This is a genomic window from Carboxylicivirga sp., from assembly GCF_982718395.1.
Window position 1 is genome coordinate 1 of the sequence record NZ_CEXQWX010000044.1, and the last position, 21,759, is coordinate 21,759.

The window sequence follows — 21,759 nt, forward strand, 5'->3', positions numbered from 1 at the left end:
TGCTAAAGCCTGAATAGCAATCACATTGGCACCCGTACCATTGTATACAAAGAAGGTTTCTGTTTCGGAACCAAAAATGTTTTTAAAAACTTGTTGTGCTTCATAAGTTGTCTGATCATCACCATATCCCACCGCATGACCATTGTTTACGCTTGCTATTGCCTCTAATATATCTGGATGAACACTTGCATTATTATCACTTGCAAATCCTCTTAAATAACTCATTTATTATCTTTTATATTCGTTCTACATTTTTCTAATGAATAATCATATATTTCTCTGGAAATGCATCGATAACCAATATGCGCTTCATCAATAAAGAAATAATGTCCTCCCCAATTGTGCTTTACCGAAAGAAATACACGACGTTGAGAATTAACCACAAATATATGACGTGTTATAACCCTCGAATCCAAATTAAATTCCTCGACGGTCTCACCAGGTGGATAATATATTTTTAATGGTTGGATACCCTTGATTTCTTTGATCGTCTTTGTTAAAGCTTTCCCTTGCTTAGATTCTACTATTGAAACCTGTTCATAACTCTTCTTTGAATCATTTGTTTCTTTAACAAATGGTAACCCACTGTTTTCTTTATCATTAGGCTTTTTAAGGGCTTGACCATCTTGCTTCATTTGCTCAATGCGGTATTTAACCTTCAGCGAATAATCGACATCGGGAGCAAAGTCTCCATATTCTCCGTTACTGCGTACTTTGTTTTTATCAAAACGGATTTTAGCAACCGGATTTTTGAAGAAGACAGTATCTACTCCTTCAAATACTTTAAATAAACGTACAGGCATATCGTAGGGAGCAATGCCTTCGCTGGATACACCTGTCGGTAGATGTGTAGAAAACTCTATGACTTTGCTGACATAGCCTGGTTTCTTAAATAAAAAATGATAGGTTTTATTCCAATCAAGTGACACCATAAACTTACCATTATTCGTCAGCTTCAGTTGCTTTTCAGCTTGGTTAGTTCTCAAACTAACACTCACATCCTGAAACTGATAAGCAACCTCTCTGATCTCTCCACTAACCAAATATTGCCCCGAGGCATGCGTACACATCATAAAGAAGCCGGCTAAACAAAGGCCGGCTTTAATGTATTTCAATTTGGTATATTTCACTTTCAGGCAATTGTTTTGCCTAAAATTAAGAAATTAATCATTAAATACTAACAATGGTGTTGTTGAATGAAACAGCATTTTCTTAGCCAGGTTTGGATTAATGATACGGCTAATCAGGTTTCTTTTCCGCCGGGTAAAGGACAACATATCAATTTGGTTAGCATGTACATAGCTCTCGATTCCGACAAATAAATCTTCATGCTCGATTAAATCACAATTAACTAACTCTTCATTATAATTTGTCTTTATATGCTCTTTTAGTCCGGCCATACGAACTTCATCCCATTGTGAATGTTCTTTTGAACTAACGTGACCACAGGTCACCATCATATTTAATGGACGTATTAATTGTTCCAATTTTTCCAAAGACTTAAAATCAGCCTCCTGAAAATCGGTTGCATATAAAAGTTTCTTTAATCCGCCTAAACCTGTGTATTCAAAGTTTTCCGGAATTGCTAAAACAGGAACTTTCGCAGTTTCCATCACCTCGGCGGTTACACTACCGATTAAATCGGCAGCTTTGCGATCAGCTCCCCGTGTTCCCATTATTATTACTAATGGTCGATAAACTTTGCTGTACTTAACAATTTCATCTTCAGCAATACCCTTAACAAGTTCCATTTTAAGCGAAACTGGTTTGTCTAAAGCATCATTCTTTTTATTTAAGAAAGCTTTCATTTCCTCCATACCTTCTCTTGCTTTCTCCTCTAGTTCCATTACCATTTCTTCGGTATTGATCTCGTAAGCAAAAGTATCCGAAAACGGCATTGTGCTGATTATCGGATTGAAATAAGTATGAAAGACCGTTAATTCGGCTTCCAATTCATTGGCCCATGCAAGGGCAAACTCAGCGGCTTTTCGCGAATATTCAGAAAAATCAACAGGTAATAAAATGCGTGGCGGAATGTCTTCAATCAGCACTGGTTCTAGCTCCTCCTGCATCATTCCCTCCAGCACCCTCATTGCGCCTTCCAATGAGGACTCGGCCAATTTAACTTTTACTCCTGTGGAAACAGCTCCCTGGATCAGATTGGTATTTTCAAGAAAACACTCAATACCTTCGGCTTCGAGTAAAGTTTTTAAAATGTGGGCTTTCTCGAAGGACAGAACAACTAAAGTGATGATTTTTTCTTCCATGGTGATTGTGTTTAGAAGTCAGACTCATTTTGAAAAAAGTTAACTCAATTCACCAATAAAATCAACCTTTAGAAAGCATTTCTTTAAGTACCTACCCTTGAAACAGTATAAACACCTTTTACATTCTTAATTTTCTTAATCAGCATGGTTAAACTATTGGTGTTATCCACAAAAACTGTCAAAGTACCTTCAAATACTCCTTCATTGGAATCAATCGCCATTGATCTGATCTTCACTTTCATATCTTTCGATATCACATGGGAAATATTTGTTACAATACCAATATCGTCTACTCCAGTGACTTTAAGTGTCGCCTGATAATTTGTATTATCTCCGGTTGTCCATTGGGCTTTTACAATGCGATAACCAAATTTGGTATGCATATCAACAGCATTCGGACAATTTTTACGATGAATTTTAATCCCACCCATTGAAGCTACAAATCCAAATATATCATCACCAAAAATAGGATTGCAACATTTGGCTAATTTATAATCCACATTCGTCAGGCTTTTATCGATCATCAGTACATCATCATCTGGCAAATCTTCTGATCCAGTAACAAAGTTTTCCGCACTCCGCTCCTTTTCTACATCAAGGCTTTCTTCTTCTTTCTTCTCTGATTGAGTAATATAGTCCTTAATACGTGCCATTTCAATTTTATCAATGGCTACTGCACGCATAAAATTCTGAACAGTTTTATATCCAAATGCTTTTACCAAGCGATTAAGTAACTGATCGGTCAGCTCATATTTCCAGTTTTTTAAGCGTCGGATCAGCATCTCCCTTCCAATCTCTGCCTCCTTATATTCAATATCTCGTAATGCTTGTTTTAACTTCGATTTGGCCTTTGAGGTAACAACAATATTTAACCAATCCTTTTTGGGTTCCTGATTACTGCCGGTTTGAATATCTACATGATCACCGTTCTTCAATACATATTTAATCGGTACATTTTTGTTATTGACCTTTCCTCCAACGCATTTTTTACCAACTTCAGAGTGTATTTCAAAAGCAAAATCAAGTACTGTAGCTCCTTTTTTAAGGCGGCGTAAATCACCCTTTGGAGTAAAAACAAAAACCTCTTCTTCGTACAGGTTTAACTTAAAGTCATCAATAAAATCAACCGCATTAAGTTCTGGATTTTCAAGTATTTCACGAACATTTGCCAACCACTCGTCCATTCCCTTCTCACCTTTATGCCCCTTGTATTTCCAATGGGCTGCCAGTCCCTTCTCTGCAACTTCATTCATCCGGTTGGTTCTTATCTGAACCTCCACCCATTTATTCTGAGGACCTAATACGGTTGTATGCAACGATTCATATCCATTCGACTTTGGTACTGAAATCCAATCACGTAAACGGCTTGGGTTTGGTTGATATTTATCGGTTACAACAGAATAAACCTGCCAGCATTCAGCTTTTTCTTTTTCTAACTCACTCTCAAGGATTACACGTATTGCAAACAGATCATATACATTCTCAAATTCGGTGTTCTGCTTCTTAATCTTATTATAGATTGAATGGATAGTTTTTGTCCGTCCCTTAATCTCAAACGTTAACCCAAGCTTGGTAAGCTGTTGTTCCAAAGGCTCAATAAACTCTTTGATGTATTTATCACGAGCCCGTTTTGTTTCATTCAGCTTCCTGGCAATAAAGGAATACATCTCGCGATTTGTAAACTTCATGACCAGGTCTTCCATTTCAGATTTAATATTGTAAAGACCTAAACGATGCGCCATGGGAGCATACAAGTATCCAACTTCGCTGCTAATCCTTTGCTGATCCTCTTCTTTGTATAAAGCCAAATTACGCATGGTTCGCAGGCGATTGGCAATTATTAGCAATACAACACGAATATCCTCTGCAAAAGTAAGCAGAAGCTTACGGAAGTTTTCGTTATGAATTGATGTGTTTCTACTGTATAACTCTCCAACTTTAACCAAGCCCCTGGTAATAATAGCTACCTGATTACCGAATACCTTTTCCACTTCTTCGCTGGATACTGTTCCATCCAGTACTGAATCATATAACAAAGCACCAATTACCGCTACACGGCTTAATCCCAGATCATTTACAACCACAAGAGCAACCTGCAAGGATTCTATAATTTTCAGTTCTCCAGCGTCGTTCCGCGACGATTCGTTTTCATTAGCTGTCGTCAAATTCAATGCCTTCCTGATCTGCCTGACGTCTCCTTCTTCCATGATTGGCTGACAAGATTTCAGTAAAGCTCTGTATACATTTTTTATTTCCGTCCTCTCCTTTTCCGTTATTGCCATTTTAAACGTATTGTCGTGGTTATTCAGCTTATATTACTTGTTCGTTTTACTTCAATAATAACGAAAAATTTTAGAGTAATAAATAAACTAATCATAAACTAGATTGTGCCTGTAAAGTTATAACTTTATCAAAAAATCTCTTTACAGATAGATAGCAGATATAAGCGATGTGTGATAACCTAACGTTATAATTCCATGAACGGTTATTTTTGCTACACCAATAAAATTGACATATTAATGAAGCTTTTGTACCTTATTAATTCTAATAACCGTTAAATTTAAAGACCATGAAGTATACTGGATTATTCCTGGGAGGTTTATTGACCGGAGCAGCTCTGGGGGCCTCAATTGCTTTACTCTATGCCCCTCAAAAGGGCAGTGAGACACGCGAGCAAGTAAAAGCAAAAATTAAAGAAATGGAAAACGAACTACACCAGCTTCGTGAAAAATTGAAAGCAAAAGGTGGTGAGCTTAAAGAAGAAATGAAGGTTAAGATGAATGAGTTAGAAACAAAAATCGAAAACCTTATTAAAGAGTACAAAAAAAACCTTGAACCAACACATGGAGCAAACTAAGGCTATAGAAACATTTGCAACCTGATATCCCGAAAATTAAATTTTCGGGGTATTTTATTATCACACATCATGAAAGAGAAATTATCAGAAGAGTTAAATGAAGTAAAAGACGAATTCGAAGAATATATTAATGCTCGCTTAGATTTAGCAAAACTCCATACTGCCGAAAACTTATCTCGCTTTTTTTCAAGCATGCTATTAAAGATGGGATTGTTTTACCTGTTTTTCTTTGTTTTGCTGTTTGCTTCATTGGCCGTTGCTTTCTGGCTTAATCATATTTTTGAAGGTAAAGGAATTGGTTTCCTTATTGTTGCTGGATTTTACCTGATTGTTGCATTAATTTTCTATGCATTCCGCAAAGCACTTATTCAAAAGCCAATCATTCAATCTTTTATCCAACTATTCTTCCCTAAATACACCGATTACGATGAACCTAAGTAGAAATTCTTACAACCACATCAAATCATTCGAGGACTTTGAGAATGAAAAGATGAAGCTTTTTTATCAAATCAAACTATCTGAGAGAAAACTTGAATTAAAATATTTTGAGTTGACATCATTTTTAAATCCGATACGTTTTGTCCCATTTTTGATTAGTGCCTGGCTGGGTCCGGTATTAGTATCCTTTAAAAATATGATTGTTGGATTTTTCACTAATCGAGATAAAAAACAAAGTGACAATCAAGAATCTGAAGAAAAAAGCAAAAAGACTTAAGAAAATCCTATTGAAACTTTTTCTTTTCATCTAAGAATCACTATTTTTGCAGCCGATTTGCGTAACCTCTTATTGAACGAGGGAGTCAGGTAATGTTGCGTGAATAAAGTTTAATCCAATAAAAAAATTAAAAATGGATTTAATTAAAGTAGCCGAAGCCGCTTTTGAAGGCGGAGTTGAAATGCCTGATTTCGGTCCGGGTGATAACATCTCGGTATCGTATAAAATTAAAGAGGGTAACAAAGAACGTATTCAGGTATTTAAAGGTGTGGTTATCCAGATTAAAGGACAGGGAAATAATAAGCGTTTCACCGTTAGAAAGATGTCTAACAACGTAGGTGTTGAACGTATCTTCCCTTTTAATTCTCCTTTTATTGAAAAAGTTGAGTTATTACGCCAAGGTAAAGTTCGTCGTGCTAAGTTGTACTACTTACGTGGACTTACCGGTAAAAAAGCTCGTATCAAAGAGAAAAGAAGCTAGGCCATTATATAATGGTATTAAAAACCCGACATATGTCGGGTTTTTTTATGCTTTCACTTCAGCTATCAGTTGTTTAAAATATAAATCCAGAATTGAAAAGTGTGACAACCAATACGCACAAGTGCTTTGAAGTGTCATCACCGGGTTAACTGTACGCCCGCTAAACGAATTGTAACACCCTCCAGAATTAATATCATACAGGCATTTACCTATTGAATTATCGCCCAGATACCAATTATGACATTTGATTCCTGGCTTCTGATACTTATCTTCTTTTGTTAATTCAAATAACCGATTATATACCTCTGTAAACAAATAAGTTTCAGTTGCAGTATAAACTTTGGATACCATTGGTTTATTTTCTCCCTTTTTAAGTCCGATAAACCGGATTGAAAAACGATTCTCATTCATTGAATGCTTCTCCAGAAAGCGCAGTGAGCGTTTGACAACACTCAATACCTCCTTATCGCGGGTGATATGATATACATTTGCCAAAGCAAGAGGTATCAGGCCAGCCTGTTCTCCAACTTCATCTTCGTACCATTGCCAGAATATATAAGGATCGTTGGGCAAAAGCTTAACCAATTTTTCTGACCACTTCTTAAAAATATTAAAGTACTCTGTATTCCCTGTATCATATTCCAGAATACGCGCCAATCCAATTACACCAAGAGCCTGCGCTTTATTCGAAGTCAGTTTCTGAGTTGTTACAATCTCCAGTAATAAACCATAGGCTACATCTTTAACCCCTTGATCATTACAAAAGGCAAATGTATTTCCCAGAGCATTTATTAATCGCCCAATAGCAGTTTCAGAAGCCAAGTCTGTTGGTTTCCCACGTACACTTATGCTATTATACCATTTTCCATCATCGCCCTTCATTAGCTTAATCAAGGCTAAACATTTCCTTATTGCTACCCTGTAATCTTCCCTATCCTGCCATTCAGATGCTTTCACCAACACTTGCAATACCATTGCATTATCTTCTAAAGAATAGCCATTTGACAAGTCAGGAATACCATAAACGGACTGAGCTACGAAACCTGACTGCCACCACAAGGATAACAGGTGATTAAGGTTAACATCAGGTAAATATGAAGGATTGAAGTGTGATTTAATCTGATTAGTGGGTGTTAAAGATAAACTCTGTAATATCTCCTTAAGCCGCTTTGCTACAACAGGCCATGATGTCTGAGCTCCATATAAGGATGCATTAGCACGATACATCTGTGTCTCCCTTTCATTGCGAAGCATTAACATTATCTCAGCTGATAATTCACTACTTGACTTAAATGAGAAGAAACTTCCATTCTTGTCACCCAACAACTCATTTGCGAACCAGGTAGGTGTGGACAAAACTGCAGCACCGCTACCCACTGCCATTGATAAAAGTGCATCATCAAGGCGTTTGTCATCCACAACTGCAGAAACATAAACATCAGCTGCATTCATCAAAACATCTAAACTTACCTTTAATGAATCATGCCGAACCAGTTTGACACGGTCACTTACCCCCCGCTGAGCAGCCAGTCTCATTAAACTTTTGGCATATTCTTTTTCACGTTGATTTTGCGAGTCAGTATTAACAATGACCAACATAAGGTCGGAATAGTATTTAACAACCGATGGAAGTGCATTGATGATCGTTTCAAATCCATTAATTCGATCCATAGAACCACAAGCCAATATTACCTTTTGGCTACCGACACCCAAGGCTGTATTTCTTTGCTCAACACTAACTGGATTAAACACTGAAACGCCATAATCGGTTTTGAGGATCTTGTCGCGGTTAACTTTATAATAATGCTCTAAAAACTCAACACTCAACTGACTAAAAACGAATACACATTGAGAACGTTCAGCCAGAAAGCAGACGATTTCCTTATCAATCTCTGACGGTTCACTTGTCAATGAATGAAAAGCACAGAATAAAGGTATGGATAACTGAGCTGCCAGGTTCATAACATAGTTACCTCCCTTTCCTCCGTATACTCCTGGCTGATATTGCAATATACAAACGTCATAATTGCTATTAATCACCTCGGCCGCATCAGCGTAATCACTCAACTGCTTTAGATCGTATGATAAAGTCGTCGAGTCACTATGCGAATTTCTGAAAGTGATCTGATCAACCAAATCATTATCTATGGAGAGCTGTTCCATCGATTTTTTGAGCTGACTTGTATATATTGATAGCTTATGACAATGTTGTATTTCAGGAGCCAGAATAAGTACCTTCATCCATATAAAATTTAGTTTGTTCTGCTTACTTAGAACTAAAGAAAACAGATATCAAACAAAAATAAAAATTGATTCCACCAAATGCCCCAATCCTTTTGTTAACGTAGGATTTTATTTGATACCTGCTAGAATCCCTTTAATAAATTCTTCAACAGGTTCTCGCCTTCTTTTTTCAGGTCTTTCTCAATCTGCTTCTTCGCTTTATCAAGATCAAAACTCAATTGTGGCTCATCAACGGTACCTTTCACCAATATGTCCACCATCAGGTCATCACCCGAAGTAGGCAGACTAAAACCAAATGAACCGGCCATCTTTGATACTTCTTTACGACTTACCGGCATGGTTATTTTATAGTCAACTGATTTATCCAATCCTTGCACCCCTTGTACTTCAACCATCTTACCTCCTACTTTTGTTTTAAAAGGCTTCACAATTACATTGCCTTTATCGATAACGAAATTGATGTTCAAATCCTCAGCTCTCATTTTCTTATAACTGTCATTTTTCAATGTTGCAGCGAGTGAATTCTGTATTTTCGAACCTGACACTTCCACGCTCTCTGAACGTAACCATCCTCCGCCATTAAGTGATTGCATTACAGGCTTTGCATCTTTTGTTAACTGACTGTAATAGGTAAACTTTGGAGATACCTTTCCTACTGTATTTTTAGCCAAAGGCAATAGCGAATCGACTACCGAAAATGAGTTGGCAGCCATGTTTAAATCTAATTTATCACCTTCTATCTTGAAATCCACAAATGGTTTGCTAGCATTAGCGGTATTATATTGGCCGGTCATCTTCATACTTCCATCTAGCAACTGCATTTTTAAACCATTGAGCTGAACCTTGCCATCTTTAACCGTAATTTTACCATTAGCCCTGTAAATCTTCAACTTATCGTAAAGTAATTGCTCCACCTGCGATTTAAATACAAAATCGAGGTTTTTAGGCACTTCTACCAAAGCCATTTCTTCTTCCACCTCAGCTACCTCGTCTTCTCCATTGCTCGCCATTGCCAGAAATTCGTTTGTGTCGATGTATTTCGAATAATGTGTCAGTTTTCCTTTTAAGGTTCCTTCTTTAAGGGCATAGGCCAGGTAGTTTTCAAGCGATCCTTTTAAATTAAAATCACTGTTGCCCATGGTACAATCAAAAGACTGTAATAAAATACTACGTGGGTTGATACTCATGGTCGACTGTTTGATAAACACTCCCTGCGGAATATCAGTGCTCTTATATAAGAAGTCGCTTAAGCGCAGTTCACCACTGGCATTAATCTGCTCATATGCTTCCTTTTCGATTGTGGCATAATCGCCGCTGAATGTGCAATCTGTTTCGATTAATCCTTTAATATCAAAGCTGTCCATTGGAATGGCGTTGGCCAGCGATTGCAAGTCAATTTTGCCGATAGCCTTACCTTCAAAATTCAAATTCGAAACAGGTGTAGTCACTTTAAAACTGGCATCAAAGGGATTAGTCGCTATCTCAAAGTGAAATTTATCCAACTCTGTAATAGTATTATCTGCGCTTCCACCTGTATTCTTCACATGTAATCCTACATTAATATTATCAATCGACTCGGGTAGTTCAGGATATTGAATTAGGCCGTTGTCAACTTCCAAATCAAGGGTAAAGGCTGGTATGTGATCTTCATCGATGTATTCGCCCTTAACCACTGCATTGAGATTCATGGTACCATCCGTTTTTAAACCTTCAAAATCTTTCAGGTACTCCTCTGGAACCAATGCCAGCAATGATTTGAAATCAGTATTGGTCGATCCCAACTTTAAATCAAGATCGTAGCTTTCATCCTTAACCGCTACAAAGCCATCCATTTTCAAGGCCATTCGGTTTAGCATTAGTTCATTCTCCAGAAACGTATATACCATATTCTCTAAATCAGCTCCTATACCAGCTTTTAGTCCCAATGACAAACCATTCACATACTTAACATCATCATAATTCACATTTATCTGATCAATGCTTGATGACACGTCCAGGTTGGTCTGACTGGCCGATAGATCACCCGACAGATCGAGGTTAAATCCTTCAAGCGATGACTGCAATGCCATTGTATGATCGGTGTAATGAATATTGGCATTGTTGATCATGAATGATTCCAACACCACTTTAAAATCTGAGCTTTCGCCCGATTCCTCAGTTACTTCTGTCTTTTCTGATGGAATTGCAATATCCCAGTTGGCTGATGAATCGGCCAATACCACAGCATTAACCGTAAGATCAGACAACACCACCGAATGCACCTCAATTTGACCTGAAATAGTACCCAGCAAACCCAGTTTGGTATTAAAGGCACCCAGCTGTATGAGTGTATCTTTTTCAAACTGATCCTTCCCACTAACCGTTAAATCCTCAATACCGAGGCTCACATTGGGGAAATTCTTTAACAACGACAAAGAAAAATTCTGATAATCGACCCGTGCATTAACATTATTGTTGATTTGCTCTTTTACAACGCTTTCAATCTTTCCTTTAAAAAGAACCGGAAAAACCAAAATCAGAATAAACAGGAATAAAATTAAGCCACCGGCTATTTTCAAAAACTTCTTCATTGTCAAATCTTTTTAAATGTGAGAGTAACAAAGTTAAAAAAACCTGCTTATGATTGGTATTTGAACTCACAAAAGCGTAAAATATCGAAATCAGAATAAATTAATATACTCATCAACTTGCAGGAAGAAAAATCAAAACCATTCAAGGTACTCAACAACTTGCGAGAAGAAAAACCGGAACTTTTATTCAACTTTACAACCTGCGAGAACGAAATGCGTAACCGCTCAACGAACTTTACAACTTGCGAGAAGGATAATCAGAACCATTCAGCGCACTCAACAACCTGCAGGAAGGATGTACAGATCCAAACAACGGACTTTAACACTTGCAGGAAGGAAATGCAGAACCCTTCAACGAACTTTACAACTTGCAAGGAAGATAATCAGAAGCAATCAGCCAACTTTACAAGCTGCGAGAAGAAAATCAGAAGTAATTTATCAACTTTGCAAGTTGCAGACCATATAATTAAACACGTGCAGACAACTTAACGATTAAACAAAGGGTTTAACATCACTATACACACAGACAGGCAGCTTTTAAAAGTCATTTTCTGATAAAAGCACCAAATTCAAACGCTCAGCTCATACATTTTTTTATTTTTGTAGCAATTCGAAAACAGATTTGACCAATGAAATTCAAAATTGCACTCGCACTGGGATTAATAGGAACATCGCAGTGGCTCAGCGCTCAGATAAAAGCCGATTGGGAAGGTGGCGTGCCCGAAGGCTGTACAACTATTACTGTAGGAAAAAAAGCGAGCTTCGACGGCTCTGTGATGACATCACATACCGATGACAGTCACCGTACCCGTTCGTGGATGGACATTGTACCTCCCCGTAAGCACGGAAGGCGTGACGAAGTAACCATGTATTCTCGCGAAAAAGATGATTCACGTAATATGCCAGCCTACAAGCATACACCTGTAGGTGAAATTCCGCAGGTTAAAAACACCTATGGCTACATTAACTCGGCTTATCCTTGCATGAACACCAAGCAGCTGGCCATTGGCGAATCGACTTTCGGCGGACGCGAATCATTGGTGTCTGAAGAAGGCTTGATCGATTGTCAGCGTTTAATTCAATTGATGCTTGAACGTTGTACCACAGCACGCCAGGCTATTAAAATGGCTGGTGAGCTAACTAAAGAATACGGTTACCGCGACTGGGGTGAATGCCTTACCATTGCTGACAAGAAAGAGGTTTGGCATTTTGAGATTGTTGGACCTGGTAAAGGCAATGTGGGTGCCATTTGGGTGGCACAACGCGTGCCTGATAACCATGTGAGTGTGAATGCCAATGCTGCACGTATACTTGAAGTTGACACCACTGACACAAACAACTTTATGTATTCGGACAACCTCTATGAGATAGCCAAAGATAGTGCCTGGTGGAATCCTGAAGAGGAAGCATTCCGCTTTGCTTACGCCTATGCTCCTGAAGGAAGAGAGTCGATGGCAGCTCGTCGTCGTGAGTGGCGCGTATTGAGCATGATGGCACCTTCTTTAGAACTTGATCCTGACACTTGTGATTATCCTTTCTCCGTAAAACCTGATGACAAGGTGACTTTGGAGAAAATGATTAAGGTGTTTAAGGATTACTACGAGCATACACCTTATGACATGGTTGGTCATATGAAAAAGGTTACTGAAGAGGGAGATACTATTCCACACCCTTATGCCAATCCATTTATGCCTTACGATAAGTACGATTTGCACAACATCCATGGCGGATGGGGTAAGCTGGGCGAACGTACCATTGCTCGCTGGTATACCATGTATGGCACCATTACGCAGAGTCGTGACTGGTTACCCGACGAAATTGGCGGATTGGTTTGGATGGCACAGGATAATATCGCCACCTCGGTATATATTCCTATTTATTGTAGTGTAACTGATCTTCCTGCTTCTTACAAGGCTCCTGGCAGGAACGGTTTTAACCGCAATTCGGCCTGGTGGGCTTTTAACCGAATGAGCACCCTGGCCGGACTCCGATGGAATGATGCCCGCCATGATGTGGACAAAGTATTACTGCCGCTTCAAGAGGAGATATTTGCCAAGCAACGTGAAACAGAACTGGCAGCTATGAGCATGGGTAAGAAGCAAACCATCGCCCATCTGACTCGTTATACGACTAATTGGGGTAACCGTGTGGTGAATGTAGCCTGGAAGATTGGTGATGATCTGTGGACTAAATATGATGAGAAGTTCTAGTTATTATAACTAAAAAAGGTGTCGTTCAGACACCTTTTTTTTATTCTTTACTTAAACGAGAACCTGATGGTTTCGATTTCATAATTATTAAGTGGCAATTGAATTGAATTACCTTTTGGAGCAATCGTAGTTGCTTTCTCTTCGATCAGATTTGTTTTATACGCTGAACGGATATCTTTTAATCCTGTCAGAATAAGCTGGCTTTTCGATTGCCCGGTTTTGTAAAATCTCACTACCAAATCATCATTATCCTCGGCCTTTTTAATGGCAGAAATAATCACATCAGGATCAGATACTTCAATTAGCGACAGCCTTTCGGGCAGATTTGCTTTTTTCATTCTTTCAGGATTAACCACCACCAATAATGGACTATTGTTTGCTATTCCCACGCGATTTGCTTCTGCAAGATCAGGTTTGGAGGTACTCAGACTAAATTGGAAATGATGATTACCAGTTTGAGGATAAGGATTTCCCTCCCAATGACAACTATGTCTGGAAGCAAATAAAATTGGTTGTAAATTATACTTATCGGGTTGCTTAACATCGATATAATCGGCGGCAACAACTGATGATGAAAGAATCAATGCCAAATCATCGTTATAGGCGCCAATCCAGTTCGCTATACCACGCGGATGTATATCTTCACAAGGAGTACTGTATACTAATCCACCCGCTTCACCTCCAGCTGCACCTTTCATTTCATCCTGTCCAACGCGCAAAATACCATAAGGTACCTCATAAGCGATATGCTTAAATTCGTCAGTTAATGGAAATGCCATTCTGAACTCGCGATACATTTCTCCTTCCCAGTTCAAAATATCAGCATTGAAATCTATTCTTGGTAATTCCTTATATACCTTAACGGTTACTTGCGCAACAGCGTGGTTCATGGCTTGTCTTAACCTCCATTCGGCATAAACACTGCCATTAGAAACCAATTGCCATTTCGGCTGATGTCCACTCACCTGCTCAAATCCTTCCATACTTGGCTGTTGTACTTGAACAAACTCACCTGCTCCATTTCCTTCTGATCTTAAAGAAAAGATATCGCCTGCCAGAAATTTCTCAGTTTCAAACAGCTCTTTACCACTACTCTTATCAATGACACTGGCCAAACCACCATTACCCATCTTTATGTTGTAAAACTTTGTTTCCAATCCTTTTATACTACCTTGCGTTGAAGCTTGCAACAGGGTTTGATCAGCATTGATGTAGTAGGTAGCATAACCATGCGGTGGAACATCAGCAACAAACTCAATTTTAGCAGTTTTAATGTATCCCGATTCATAAGTATCGTGTTCATTAACCTGATAAGCTATATTATTGCCCTGACTATTGGTAATTCGCATACCTGTCATATTACCGTCTTCAAAACTCAATTCTGCTTTAACAGGTGATTGACGTTGCCAGCTTAAGCCGTTGAACACGACAATTGGCATTCCTTTTTTCTTAAATTTAATGCGTCCTGCGACATTACTTGTTGCTTCATGAGTAATTGAATTTGCCTGGTTTAATGCCTTTTGGTAGCTCGCCTCAAATATTGCATCAGTGATATCACCATTTTTTCCTCCCCAGCCGTGGTCCGGATAAATTTTAGCCTTCCAGGCCTCTTTCAATTTGTCTTCGGGATAAGAAGTAAATGTTCCTTTAGTTACTGCATCTAAAACTGCAAACTGTTCGGCATTAATCAACATTTGATCACCTTCCCTACTAGCCTTGATAGCCTTTTGGTGCGAGGGACCATGAATATATAACCACAATGCCGGGCGCTCGCCTGCTATCATCTTTAAGGTTTCAGTATTATCTGCAATCCGTGTCATAAACTCACTTGTACTTGTTAGTTCAATCGGCGGTAATTGGATCGGCGAGATTTGCCCTTTTTCATTTTCGATGTACTTTATAGCCGACCATTTATTGATTAAACCGGAATAATCCTTAGCCGGACTCATATCATAATCAGATAGAATTGGTATAGCAGCATCTTGAGCCTTTACATCATTATAGCCATCTTTCCAAAAAAGTGCTGACTCAGAGATATAAGCTGCAGCATCGAAAAAGTTCCGGTTAATACCATTATAATCCAAACTATAATGTCCTGACGAATAAGCTCTGACTGTTGATCCATCAGGAGAAGCCCAACCATATACACCCTTTGCCTGACGACTGATTACCAGGTTAGGAACGCCAGCTTTGAGCATTAATTGTGGCATTTGCATGGTACGTCCAGGCACATCTACATTCCAATAGGTATCTGCTGTATAACCATTTAATTCTGATTGCAACCATTTTTTACCCTGGTAAAACTGACGGGCTAAAGATTCACCGGAATACATCTCTTCATAAGGTTGTATATAAGTAGCTCCAACAGTTATTTTACCTTGCTCCAACAATTTTAATATATCCTCTTTTTTATCAGGATGTCGCATTAAATATTCTTCAATCATTAAAGCATCCTCGATATCGAAACTGTAATTATCAGCTACCAAACCATCCCTGACAAGAGGTGAGAGAAGCATTGTATCACGCTCTACAATACATTTCTCTACATCATCCATCCAGGCAATATCCTGATGACTGGAATTCATTAAACAGATAGTACCCTGTGCTAATTTTGATTGAGAAAGTTCTTTGATATTATCAACCATCTGAGGCTGATAAGTACTTTGAGCATTAATAAGATAATCCCCATCATTAAATTCGACATCAATATATTTTACAAGTCCTTGCCGGCCAATTACGTAATACGCCTCTGTCCTACTATTCAACTGACCACTAAACAAATGTTTGTCATTGATTTCAACTTGCCAATTATGCCATTTATCTGCATTCTTATTAAGCAACCATACAGCTTCACCCTTATGATTTAGCTTTTGTTCAAAGACATCATCATCAAGCATTAAACGTAGTTTTTTATTGGCAAACTCCTCCCCGGCAATAACCTCAATCTGTTTACTTTTAACTTGAAAAGTTATTTGGTTTTCGCGTGATGCTTTATTGTATAAGTATTGACATATTCCCGGTTCTCTATACACCTGAATCCACTCGTGTGTTCCTTTGCCATCTCCAACAATTTTAAAATTAGCTGCCTGACCCAGGACAATCCACTTTTTCGGTATTTTGGCATGAAGATACCCATGTGTATCACCGTGTCTGTCTGTAGAAACATGATAATAACTTAATTCAGCTTGATCATCCCCTTGAATGCGCCAGCTTCTTGCCTCTCCCTGACTAAAACTAAAGCGCTTTAGTTTATTGATATAAAAAAAGAAAGTGGGTGTTTTATTAGCTGCATCCAAACTTACAAGCCATAAAAAATCGACATACTTCCCTTTTAGATTGTTTGGAACAACCGCCGATTGCCATTCAATGGGTTCAGTATTAGATCTGCATAATAAAGATGGTGTGGTCGCTCCCATTAATGAGTGATATTGAAAAAGTCCGGCATTGCCGTGTTCAGAATATCCTTCAACAAAGTTACCAGCCTGCTTGCCCAACTCTGACAATGCTTTTATATCAAGCGTTGATTGAGCACTACTACTTGCAATGGCTATTAAGCACAGCAAGCAATGAATTATTGATTTCTTCATAACAAAAAATTTAAGTACCTCTTATGATTAATTCAGGTTCCAGTTTAACTTCAGTATTTAGTTCTGTATCTATATTATTCAATTGATTAAAAACCAGGTTCAGAGATGCGCCAGCTATCTTATCAACTGGCTGATCAACAGCAGTAATGCCCGGAGGAAAAATATTAAATGCTTGATGGTCACCAAAACTTACCACATTTACTTCTTGTGAATAATTAACTCCTAACGATTCCAGGCTTTTTATTCCTTGTAATGCGAGGTAATGTGTTTCAAATATAATCGCATCTACCCCTTCTGAAACCAATTTACGAACACTTGCGTCACATTCTGACAAATAGTTTTCATAACTAACAGTGTATAAGAAATTAGCAGGATATTCAACATTCTCGGACCAATCTTTATAACCTTGCTGCCGCTCCTTAATAGCTTGCAATTCAAGATCCAAACCCACATACGCAATCTTATTCCTGTTTTGAGACTCAAGGTGAATAATTAACTTTCGAACTCCATAGTAGTTGTCTACAATAACGTGGGGCAAGTCTGAGTCTGGGTAATGACGATCAAATAATACAACCGGAATACCACTATTTTTTATCTTTTCAATATATACTTGCTTTTTCTGGGTAGTCGCAACAATTAATGCATCAACCTGCCTGTTCAAAAAAGTAGCTATAAGAGCTTCCTCTCTATCTGATTTTTCTCTTGTACTTCCCATTAATAACTGATACTCTGTTTCTGCCAATTGTTGTTCCAACTGAAACGCGATATTACTATAAAAGCTGTCTGCAATATTTGGAACAACCAGACCAATGGTCATCGTTTTTCCTTTAGTCAGGCTACGAGCCGAAAAGTTGGGTCGATAGTTAAATTCTGAAGCTATAGATAGAATCCTCTGCTGAGTATCTTTATTAATCTTATACCTGTCTCCTTTACCATTAATAACTAACGATGCTGTTGTCTTAGACACTTTGGCTTTTTCTGCTAGTTGCTCCAATGAAATACCATACATACTAAACCGCTTTAGTTGCAATGTTATTAAATATTTAAACTAAATCAAAATATAGGGATAACCTGCGGCAATGATTAAACATGTAGAGCGTAAAATACACATATCTACCGCTAGAGATATTGAGTTAACGATGAGTTATGACTTGTGTATAATTATTAACTATAGGGAAATCATATTAAAATGTACCAGATACGATTTTCTCTTGAATCTATAAAAACAAAGGCTGCTTCGATTGAAGCAGCCTTTAATAATTAATCATTTCTATCTAGTAAGAAAAACTTCTTAATTGGTTATAATTTCGAATTCATCAGCAGAAGATATTCCTTTTAACCCTGCATGATCTCCAAAATAATTTTTCAATTCACCATTAAGCTTAACTTTATATCCAAGCGATCCGCCAGATGTAGAACTTAATCCAAGTTGAGTTCTTGCTTCAGAATCGGTACCCGATAGCTGCACATATAACATTTTGCTTGTATCTGTCTCATCTGCTGATGTAGCAATCGCAATATTTGTGTCTGATGCAAACTGAGTCGGATCATTGGTAACAGTAACTGGATCTCCATAAACTATAAAACCAACTATATATCCTTCCACCCATGCAGTAGAACCATCCTGAATACCTATGGCCTCTTCAACTGTATATGGATCTTCTTTTGTTCCTCCTTCTGCAGGAGGGGTAATATTATAGTCACCATATTTAAAATCATCAACTCTGAATGTTGTTGAACCACCAGAACTACCTTCTCCATGATAATAGAAAGCAATATACTTGTAACCTGAATAAGCAGACAGATCAATATCTCCTGATTCAATCCATGCATAATTTGCATCAGATTCTGAAGCAAGGATAGCATCTGTTAACTCAATTTTCATTGCTTTTTCAGGATCAATATCATTTAAAAGATATACCTTAAATTGAGTAGAAGTTGCCCAAAAAGCTTTGGCAGTTTTAAATGACACCGTTTTATTCGTAGCACCGTCGATATCAAGAGCTGGTGAAATCATCCATGATGTATACGTTGACATATCACCACCATAACCTGACATTTGAGCATATTTATTACCACCATATTCAGAATATACCCATTGCTTGTCGGCATTAGCATCTTGGTTTAGGGTCAACCAGTCACTCATATTTACAGGTGAATCATTGGTTCCTTCAGTAAAATCGTAAAATAATTCGCTCACAGGAACAATTGGTTCCTCAGGCATTTCATGGTCTCCATAAGTAAAATCATCAACCCTGAACGATGTTGAACTTCCTGTTGTACCTTCACCATAGTAGTAGAAAGCTATATGTTTAATCCCTGAATAAGATGACAAATCTATATTACCTGATTCAATCCATGCATGGTCGGCATCTGATTCTCCTGCAAGAGTTGCAGTAAGTTCAATCATATTATCTGATTCCGGATTAATTCCATCAATTAAGTAAACCTTAAACTCTGAACTCGCAGCCCAATATGCCTTGGCTGTTTTGAATGATACAGATTTATTTGTCGTTCCGTCAATATTTAATGGTGGTGAAATCATCCATGAAGTATAATTAGCCTCATTTCCACCAAATCCTGAGGCTTGCGCATACATTTCACCATCGAATTCATTAAAAGACCATCCTCTATCAGCTCCCGGATTTTTATTTACGGTCACCCAACCATTTAGCATTATCTTATCGTATTTTGTTCCATCTGAGAAATCATAGAATAGAGATGTAACGGGATCTACAGGTTCAGGCGTATCTCCAACATCACCATACTCAAAATCATCTACCCTAAATGATGTGGAACTACCAGAGGTACCTTCACCATAATAATAAAATGCAATGTACTGAACACCTGAGTAAGTCGATAAATCAATATCTCCTGATTCAATCCATGCGTGATCCTCATCTGATTCTGCAGCTAAAACGGCAGACAATTCAGTTTTATTAGCTGTAGATGGGTCAATACCATCCATAATATACACCTTAAACTCTGAACTTGCAGCCCAGTAAGCTTTAGCCGTTTTGAATGAAACTACTTTATTACTTGTACCATCTAAATCCAGTGGCGGTGTAATCATCCACGATGTATAATTAGCTTCAGTACCACCATAACCCGAAGCCTGCGCGTATTTATTTCCTGAATCACTGTTTTCATTATATGACCAGCCTCTATCAGCACCTTCTTTACCATCAACTGTAGTCCAACCATTTAAGGTAATTTTGTCATACTTTGTTCCATCTGAAAAATCATAAGATAAAGATGTCACAGGAGTAACATCTCCCGGATCTGTCTTAGGGTCAAACTCAACAAATTGAAAGCTGAAGGTCGTTAACTGACCGTCAAGAACATTATCCGCAGAAGGTAGAAGTAAATCCTCATCAATGCCTTCTGCTCTATCATCATCCTTATCAACAGCTAAGTATAAAGGTTGATTGCTTTTATCAAGCAATACGGCCTGCTTAACAACCCAGTTGCCATACTCAATATCAATTGGCACTGTTTTTATAACACCTTCTGTTGTTACACTATTTATTTCAAGTTTCGTTTCAAAAGTAAAATCATTGTATTCACGGTATAGTTTTACCTTAATTGAATAGTCCTCCTTATCGTCTTCACTAATTGCTTCTGGTGTTACAACATTCAATTGAACCTTGCCTTTATGCACCACTTCACCCATTTCGTCTATACATGAAAAACCTATAGTCGAAAGGATAACAATTGATATATAAATGAAATATCTTTTCATAATTCTATTTTTTTATAATCATTTATAAGATTACAAGCTAAATTACTGCATTAATTTGTGGAATAAGTATATCCACCATCCCATTCCTTTTCTTGTTTATCACCGAAAATAAAATCTACTAATTCAGGATGATCAACAAAAGGGTTACGATTTTTTTGATACTTAAACACTACATTATTACGTCTGATCTCATATGGATCAACAGGATCTTTATCATGCCATTCGAGTAAATCAGAGATTTTACCCTGACGCGCTTCACCACTCGAGTTATATGCTTTATCATCTAATACCAATTTGTAATCCTTATTCCAGCGAACAGCCATATACATTAAAGTCCTGGCAACATCTCCCCGAGCCGATTTTTTGGGTACATAAGAATAATCTCCATGTGTACCATAAAAGTCTTCATCTCCATCTTTCTCCTCAAAATCCCGATTGCTTTTATCTGAATTGACTTCAGCATCTTCTGCTCTTAGGTTATGACCGTCTGTTGCAGGTCCCTTATCAGATGTTTCTCCAACTCCCCGGCTTCTGGCCCAAATATGCTCTCTATTCCACTTGCCTTCACTTCCTGTGGAACCTTGCTGATTTGACTTAAGATTAGTTTTCTCCTCATAACTCAACCATACCTTCGTATCATCATGCGGATCTTCATCTGCTTCTTTAGTTAAATCCCATATTCCAGGCGTATAAGTCAATTCATAATGATTTTTGGAAATAATACCGGCAATCTCATCACGAAGAGCAGAACCTTTCTTACCAACTGCATCTGAATAATAATTATCCAAATCAAAACTTGTACTTTTTTCAATATCAAAAGCTATTGAAACAACATGATATTTTGCCGTATCTGAATATTGTGGTGGCTGTCCACTTACAATAATTCTTCCATCAGTATCCAACTGAGGTATAATGTAATTATACGTTGTAGGTTCGTCGGGCTCTTCTCCATTATTATCGTCGTCAGGATCTACATAATCCGGAGGCAAAACACTACCAGTATCATCTCCTGAGTCGCACCCATAAAAAGATATAAGTGCCATCGCTAAAAACAATACTGGTATAAATAAAAATCTCTTCATCTTA

15 protein-coding genes are annotated in these 21,759 nt (G+C 38.0%); 5 read left to right on the plus strand and 10 right to left on the minus strand.

Going from position 1 to position 21,759, the window contains the following annotated elements:
- The 4 genes from AC4MRQ_RS10245 to AC4MRQ_RS10260 form a co-directional block, all read right to left on the minus strand.
- On the minus strand, positions 1-225 hold a 225-nt coding region (locus AC4MRQ_RS10245; protein WP_491197578.1), incomplete at its 3' end, for a beta-eliminating lyase-related protein.
- Positions 222-1,115 (minus strand): hypothetical protein, encoded by an 894-nt coding sequence (locus tag AC4MRQ_RS10250; RefSeq protein WP_491197579.1) that lies wholly within the window; start codon positions 1,113-1,115, stop codon positions 222-224. The genes AC4MRQ_RS10250 and AC4MRQ_RS10245, both read right to left, overlap by 4 nt.
- Positions 1,116-1,163: 48 nt before the next feature.
- On the minus strand, positions 1,164-2,267 hold the full coding sequence (locus AC4MRQ_RS10255) for a universal stress protein (RefSeq protein ID WP_491197580.1): 1,104 nt from the start codon (positions 2,265-2,267) through the stop codon (positions 1,164-1,166).
- An 83-nt stretch (positions 2,268-2,350) separates the two neighbouring features.
- On the minus strand, positions 2,351-4,549 hold the full coding sequence (locus AC4MRQ_RS10260) for a RelA/SpoT family protein (protein ID WP_491197581.1): 2,199 nt from the start codon (positions 4,547-4,549) through the stop codon (positions 2,351-2,353).
- Between the two features lie 287 nt (positions 4,550-4,836).
- Here AC4MRQ_RS10260 and AC4MRQ_RS10265 point away from each other — a divergent pair, with 287 nt between their 5' ends.
- From AC4MRQ_RS10265 to rplS, 4 genes are all read left to right on the plus strand, one after another.
- Positions 4,837-5,124: a YtxH domain-containing protein gene (locus tag AC4MRQ_RS10265; RefSeq protein WP_491197582.1), complete on the plus strand. Its 288-nt coding sequence runs from the start codon at positions 4,837-4,839 to the stop codon at positions 5,122-5,124.
- 69 nt (positions 5,125-5,193) lie between these two features.
- Complete coding sequence (locus AC4MRQ_RS10270; RefSeq protein WP_491197583.1) at positions 5,194-5,565, plus strand: phage holin family protein; 372 nt, start codon at positions 5,194-5,196, stop codon at positions 5,563-5,565.
- Positions 5,566-5,614: 49 nt separating this feature from the next.
- Positions 5,615-5,839 (plus strand): hypothetical protein, encoded by a 225-nt coding sequence (locus AC4MRQ_RS10275; RefSeq protein WP_491197584.1) that lies wholly within the window; start codon positions 5,615-5,617, stop codon positions 5,837-5,839.
- Positions 5,840-5,972: 133 nt separating this feature from the next.
- Positions 5,973-6,320 (plus strand): 50S ribosomal protein L19, encoded by a 348-nt coding sequence (rplS, locus tag AC4MRQ_RS10280; RefSeq protein ID WP_491197585.1) that lies wholly within the window; start codon positions 5,973-5,975, stop codon positions 6,318-6,320.
- A gap of 45 nt (positions 6,321-6,365) precedes the next feature.
- Here rplS and AC4MRQ_RS10285 read toward each other — a convergent pair whose 3' ends face one another.
- Both AC4MRQ_RS10285 and AC4MRQ_RS10290 read right to left on the minus strand, forming a co-directional pair.
- On the minus strand, positions 6,366-8,561 hold the full coding sequence (locus tag AC4MRQ_RS10285; RefSeq protein WP_491197586.1) for a glycosyltransferase: 2,196 nt from the start codon (positions 8,559-8,561) through the stop codon (positions 6,366-6,368).
- Positions 8,562-8,686: 125 nt separating this feature from the next.
- Positions 8,687-11,134 (minus strand): AsmA family protein, encoded by a 2,448-nt coding sequence (locus AC4MRQ_RS10290; protein WP_491197587.1) that lies wholly within the window; start codon positions 11,132-11,134, stop codon positions 8,687-8,689.
- A 629-nt stretch (positions 11,135-11,763) separates the two neighbouring features.
- Here AC4MRQ_RS10290 and AC4MRQ_RS10295 point away from each other — a divergent pair.
- Positions 11,764-13,344: a dipeptidase gene (locus AC4MRQ_RS10295; RefSeq protein WP_491197588.1), complete on the plus strand. Its 1,581-nt coding sequence runs from the start codon at positions 11,764-11,766 to the stop codon at positions 13,342-13,344.
- 47 nt (positions 13,345-13,391) lie between these two features.
- Here AC4MRQ_RS10295 and AC4MRQ_RS10300 read toward each other — a convergent pair whose 3' ends face one another.
- The 4 genes from AC4MRQ_RS10300 to AC4MRQ_RS10315 all read right to left on the minus strand — a co-directional run bounded on the left by AC4MRQ_RS10300 (position 13,392) and on the right by AC4MRQ_RS10315 (position 21,755).
- Entirely contained in the window at positions 13,392-16,931 is a 3,540-nt protein-coding gene (locus AC4MRQ_RS10300; protein ID WP_491197589.1) for a glycoside hydrolase family 38 N-terminal domain-containing protein, read from the minus strand.
- Between the two features lie 10 nt (positions 16,932-16,941).
- Entirely contained in the window at positions 16,942-17,940 is a 999-nt protein-coding gene (locus tag AC4MRQ_RS10305) for a LacI family DNA-binding transcriptional regulator (RefSeq protein WP_491197590.1), read from the minus strand.
- A 282-nt stretch (positions 17,941-18,222) separates the two neighbouring features.
- On the minus strand, positions 18,223-20,673 hold the full coding sequence (locus AC4MRQ_RS10310) for a DUF6359 domain-containing protein (protein ID WP_491197591.1): 2,451 nt from the start codon (positions 20,671-20,673) through the stop codon (positions 18,223-18,225).
- Between the two features lie 50 nt (positions 20,674-20,723).
- The gene (locus AC4MRQ_RS10315; RefSeq protein WP_491197592.1) at positions 20,724-21,755 is read right to left on the minus strand and encodes an endonuclease I family protein; all 1,032 of its coding nucleotides are present in this window, start codon (positions 21,753-21,755) and stop codon (positions 20,724-20,726) included.
- Between the last annotated feature and the right edge of the window lie 4 nt (positions 21,756-21,759).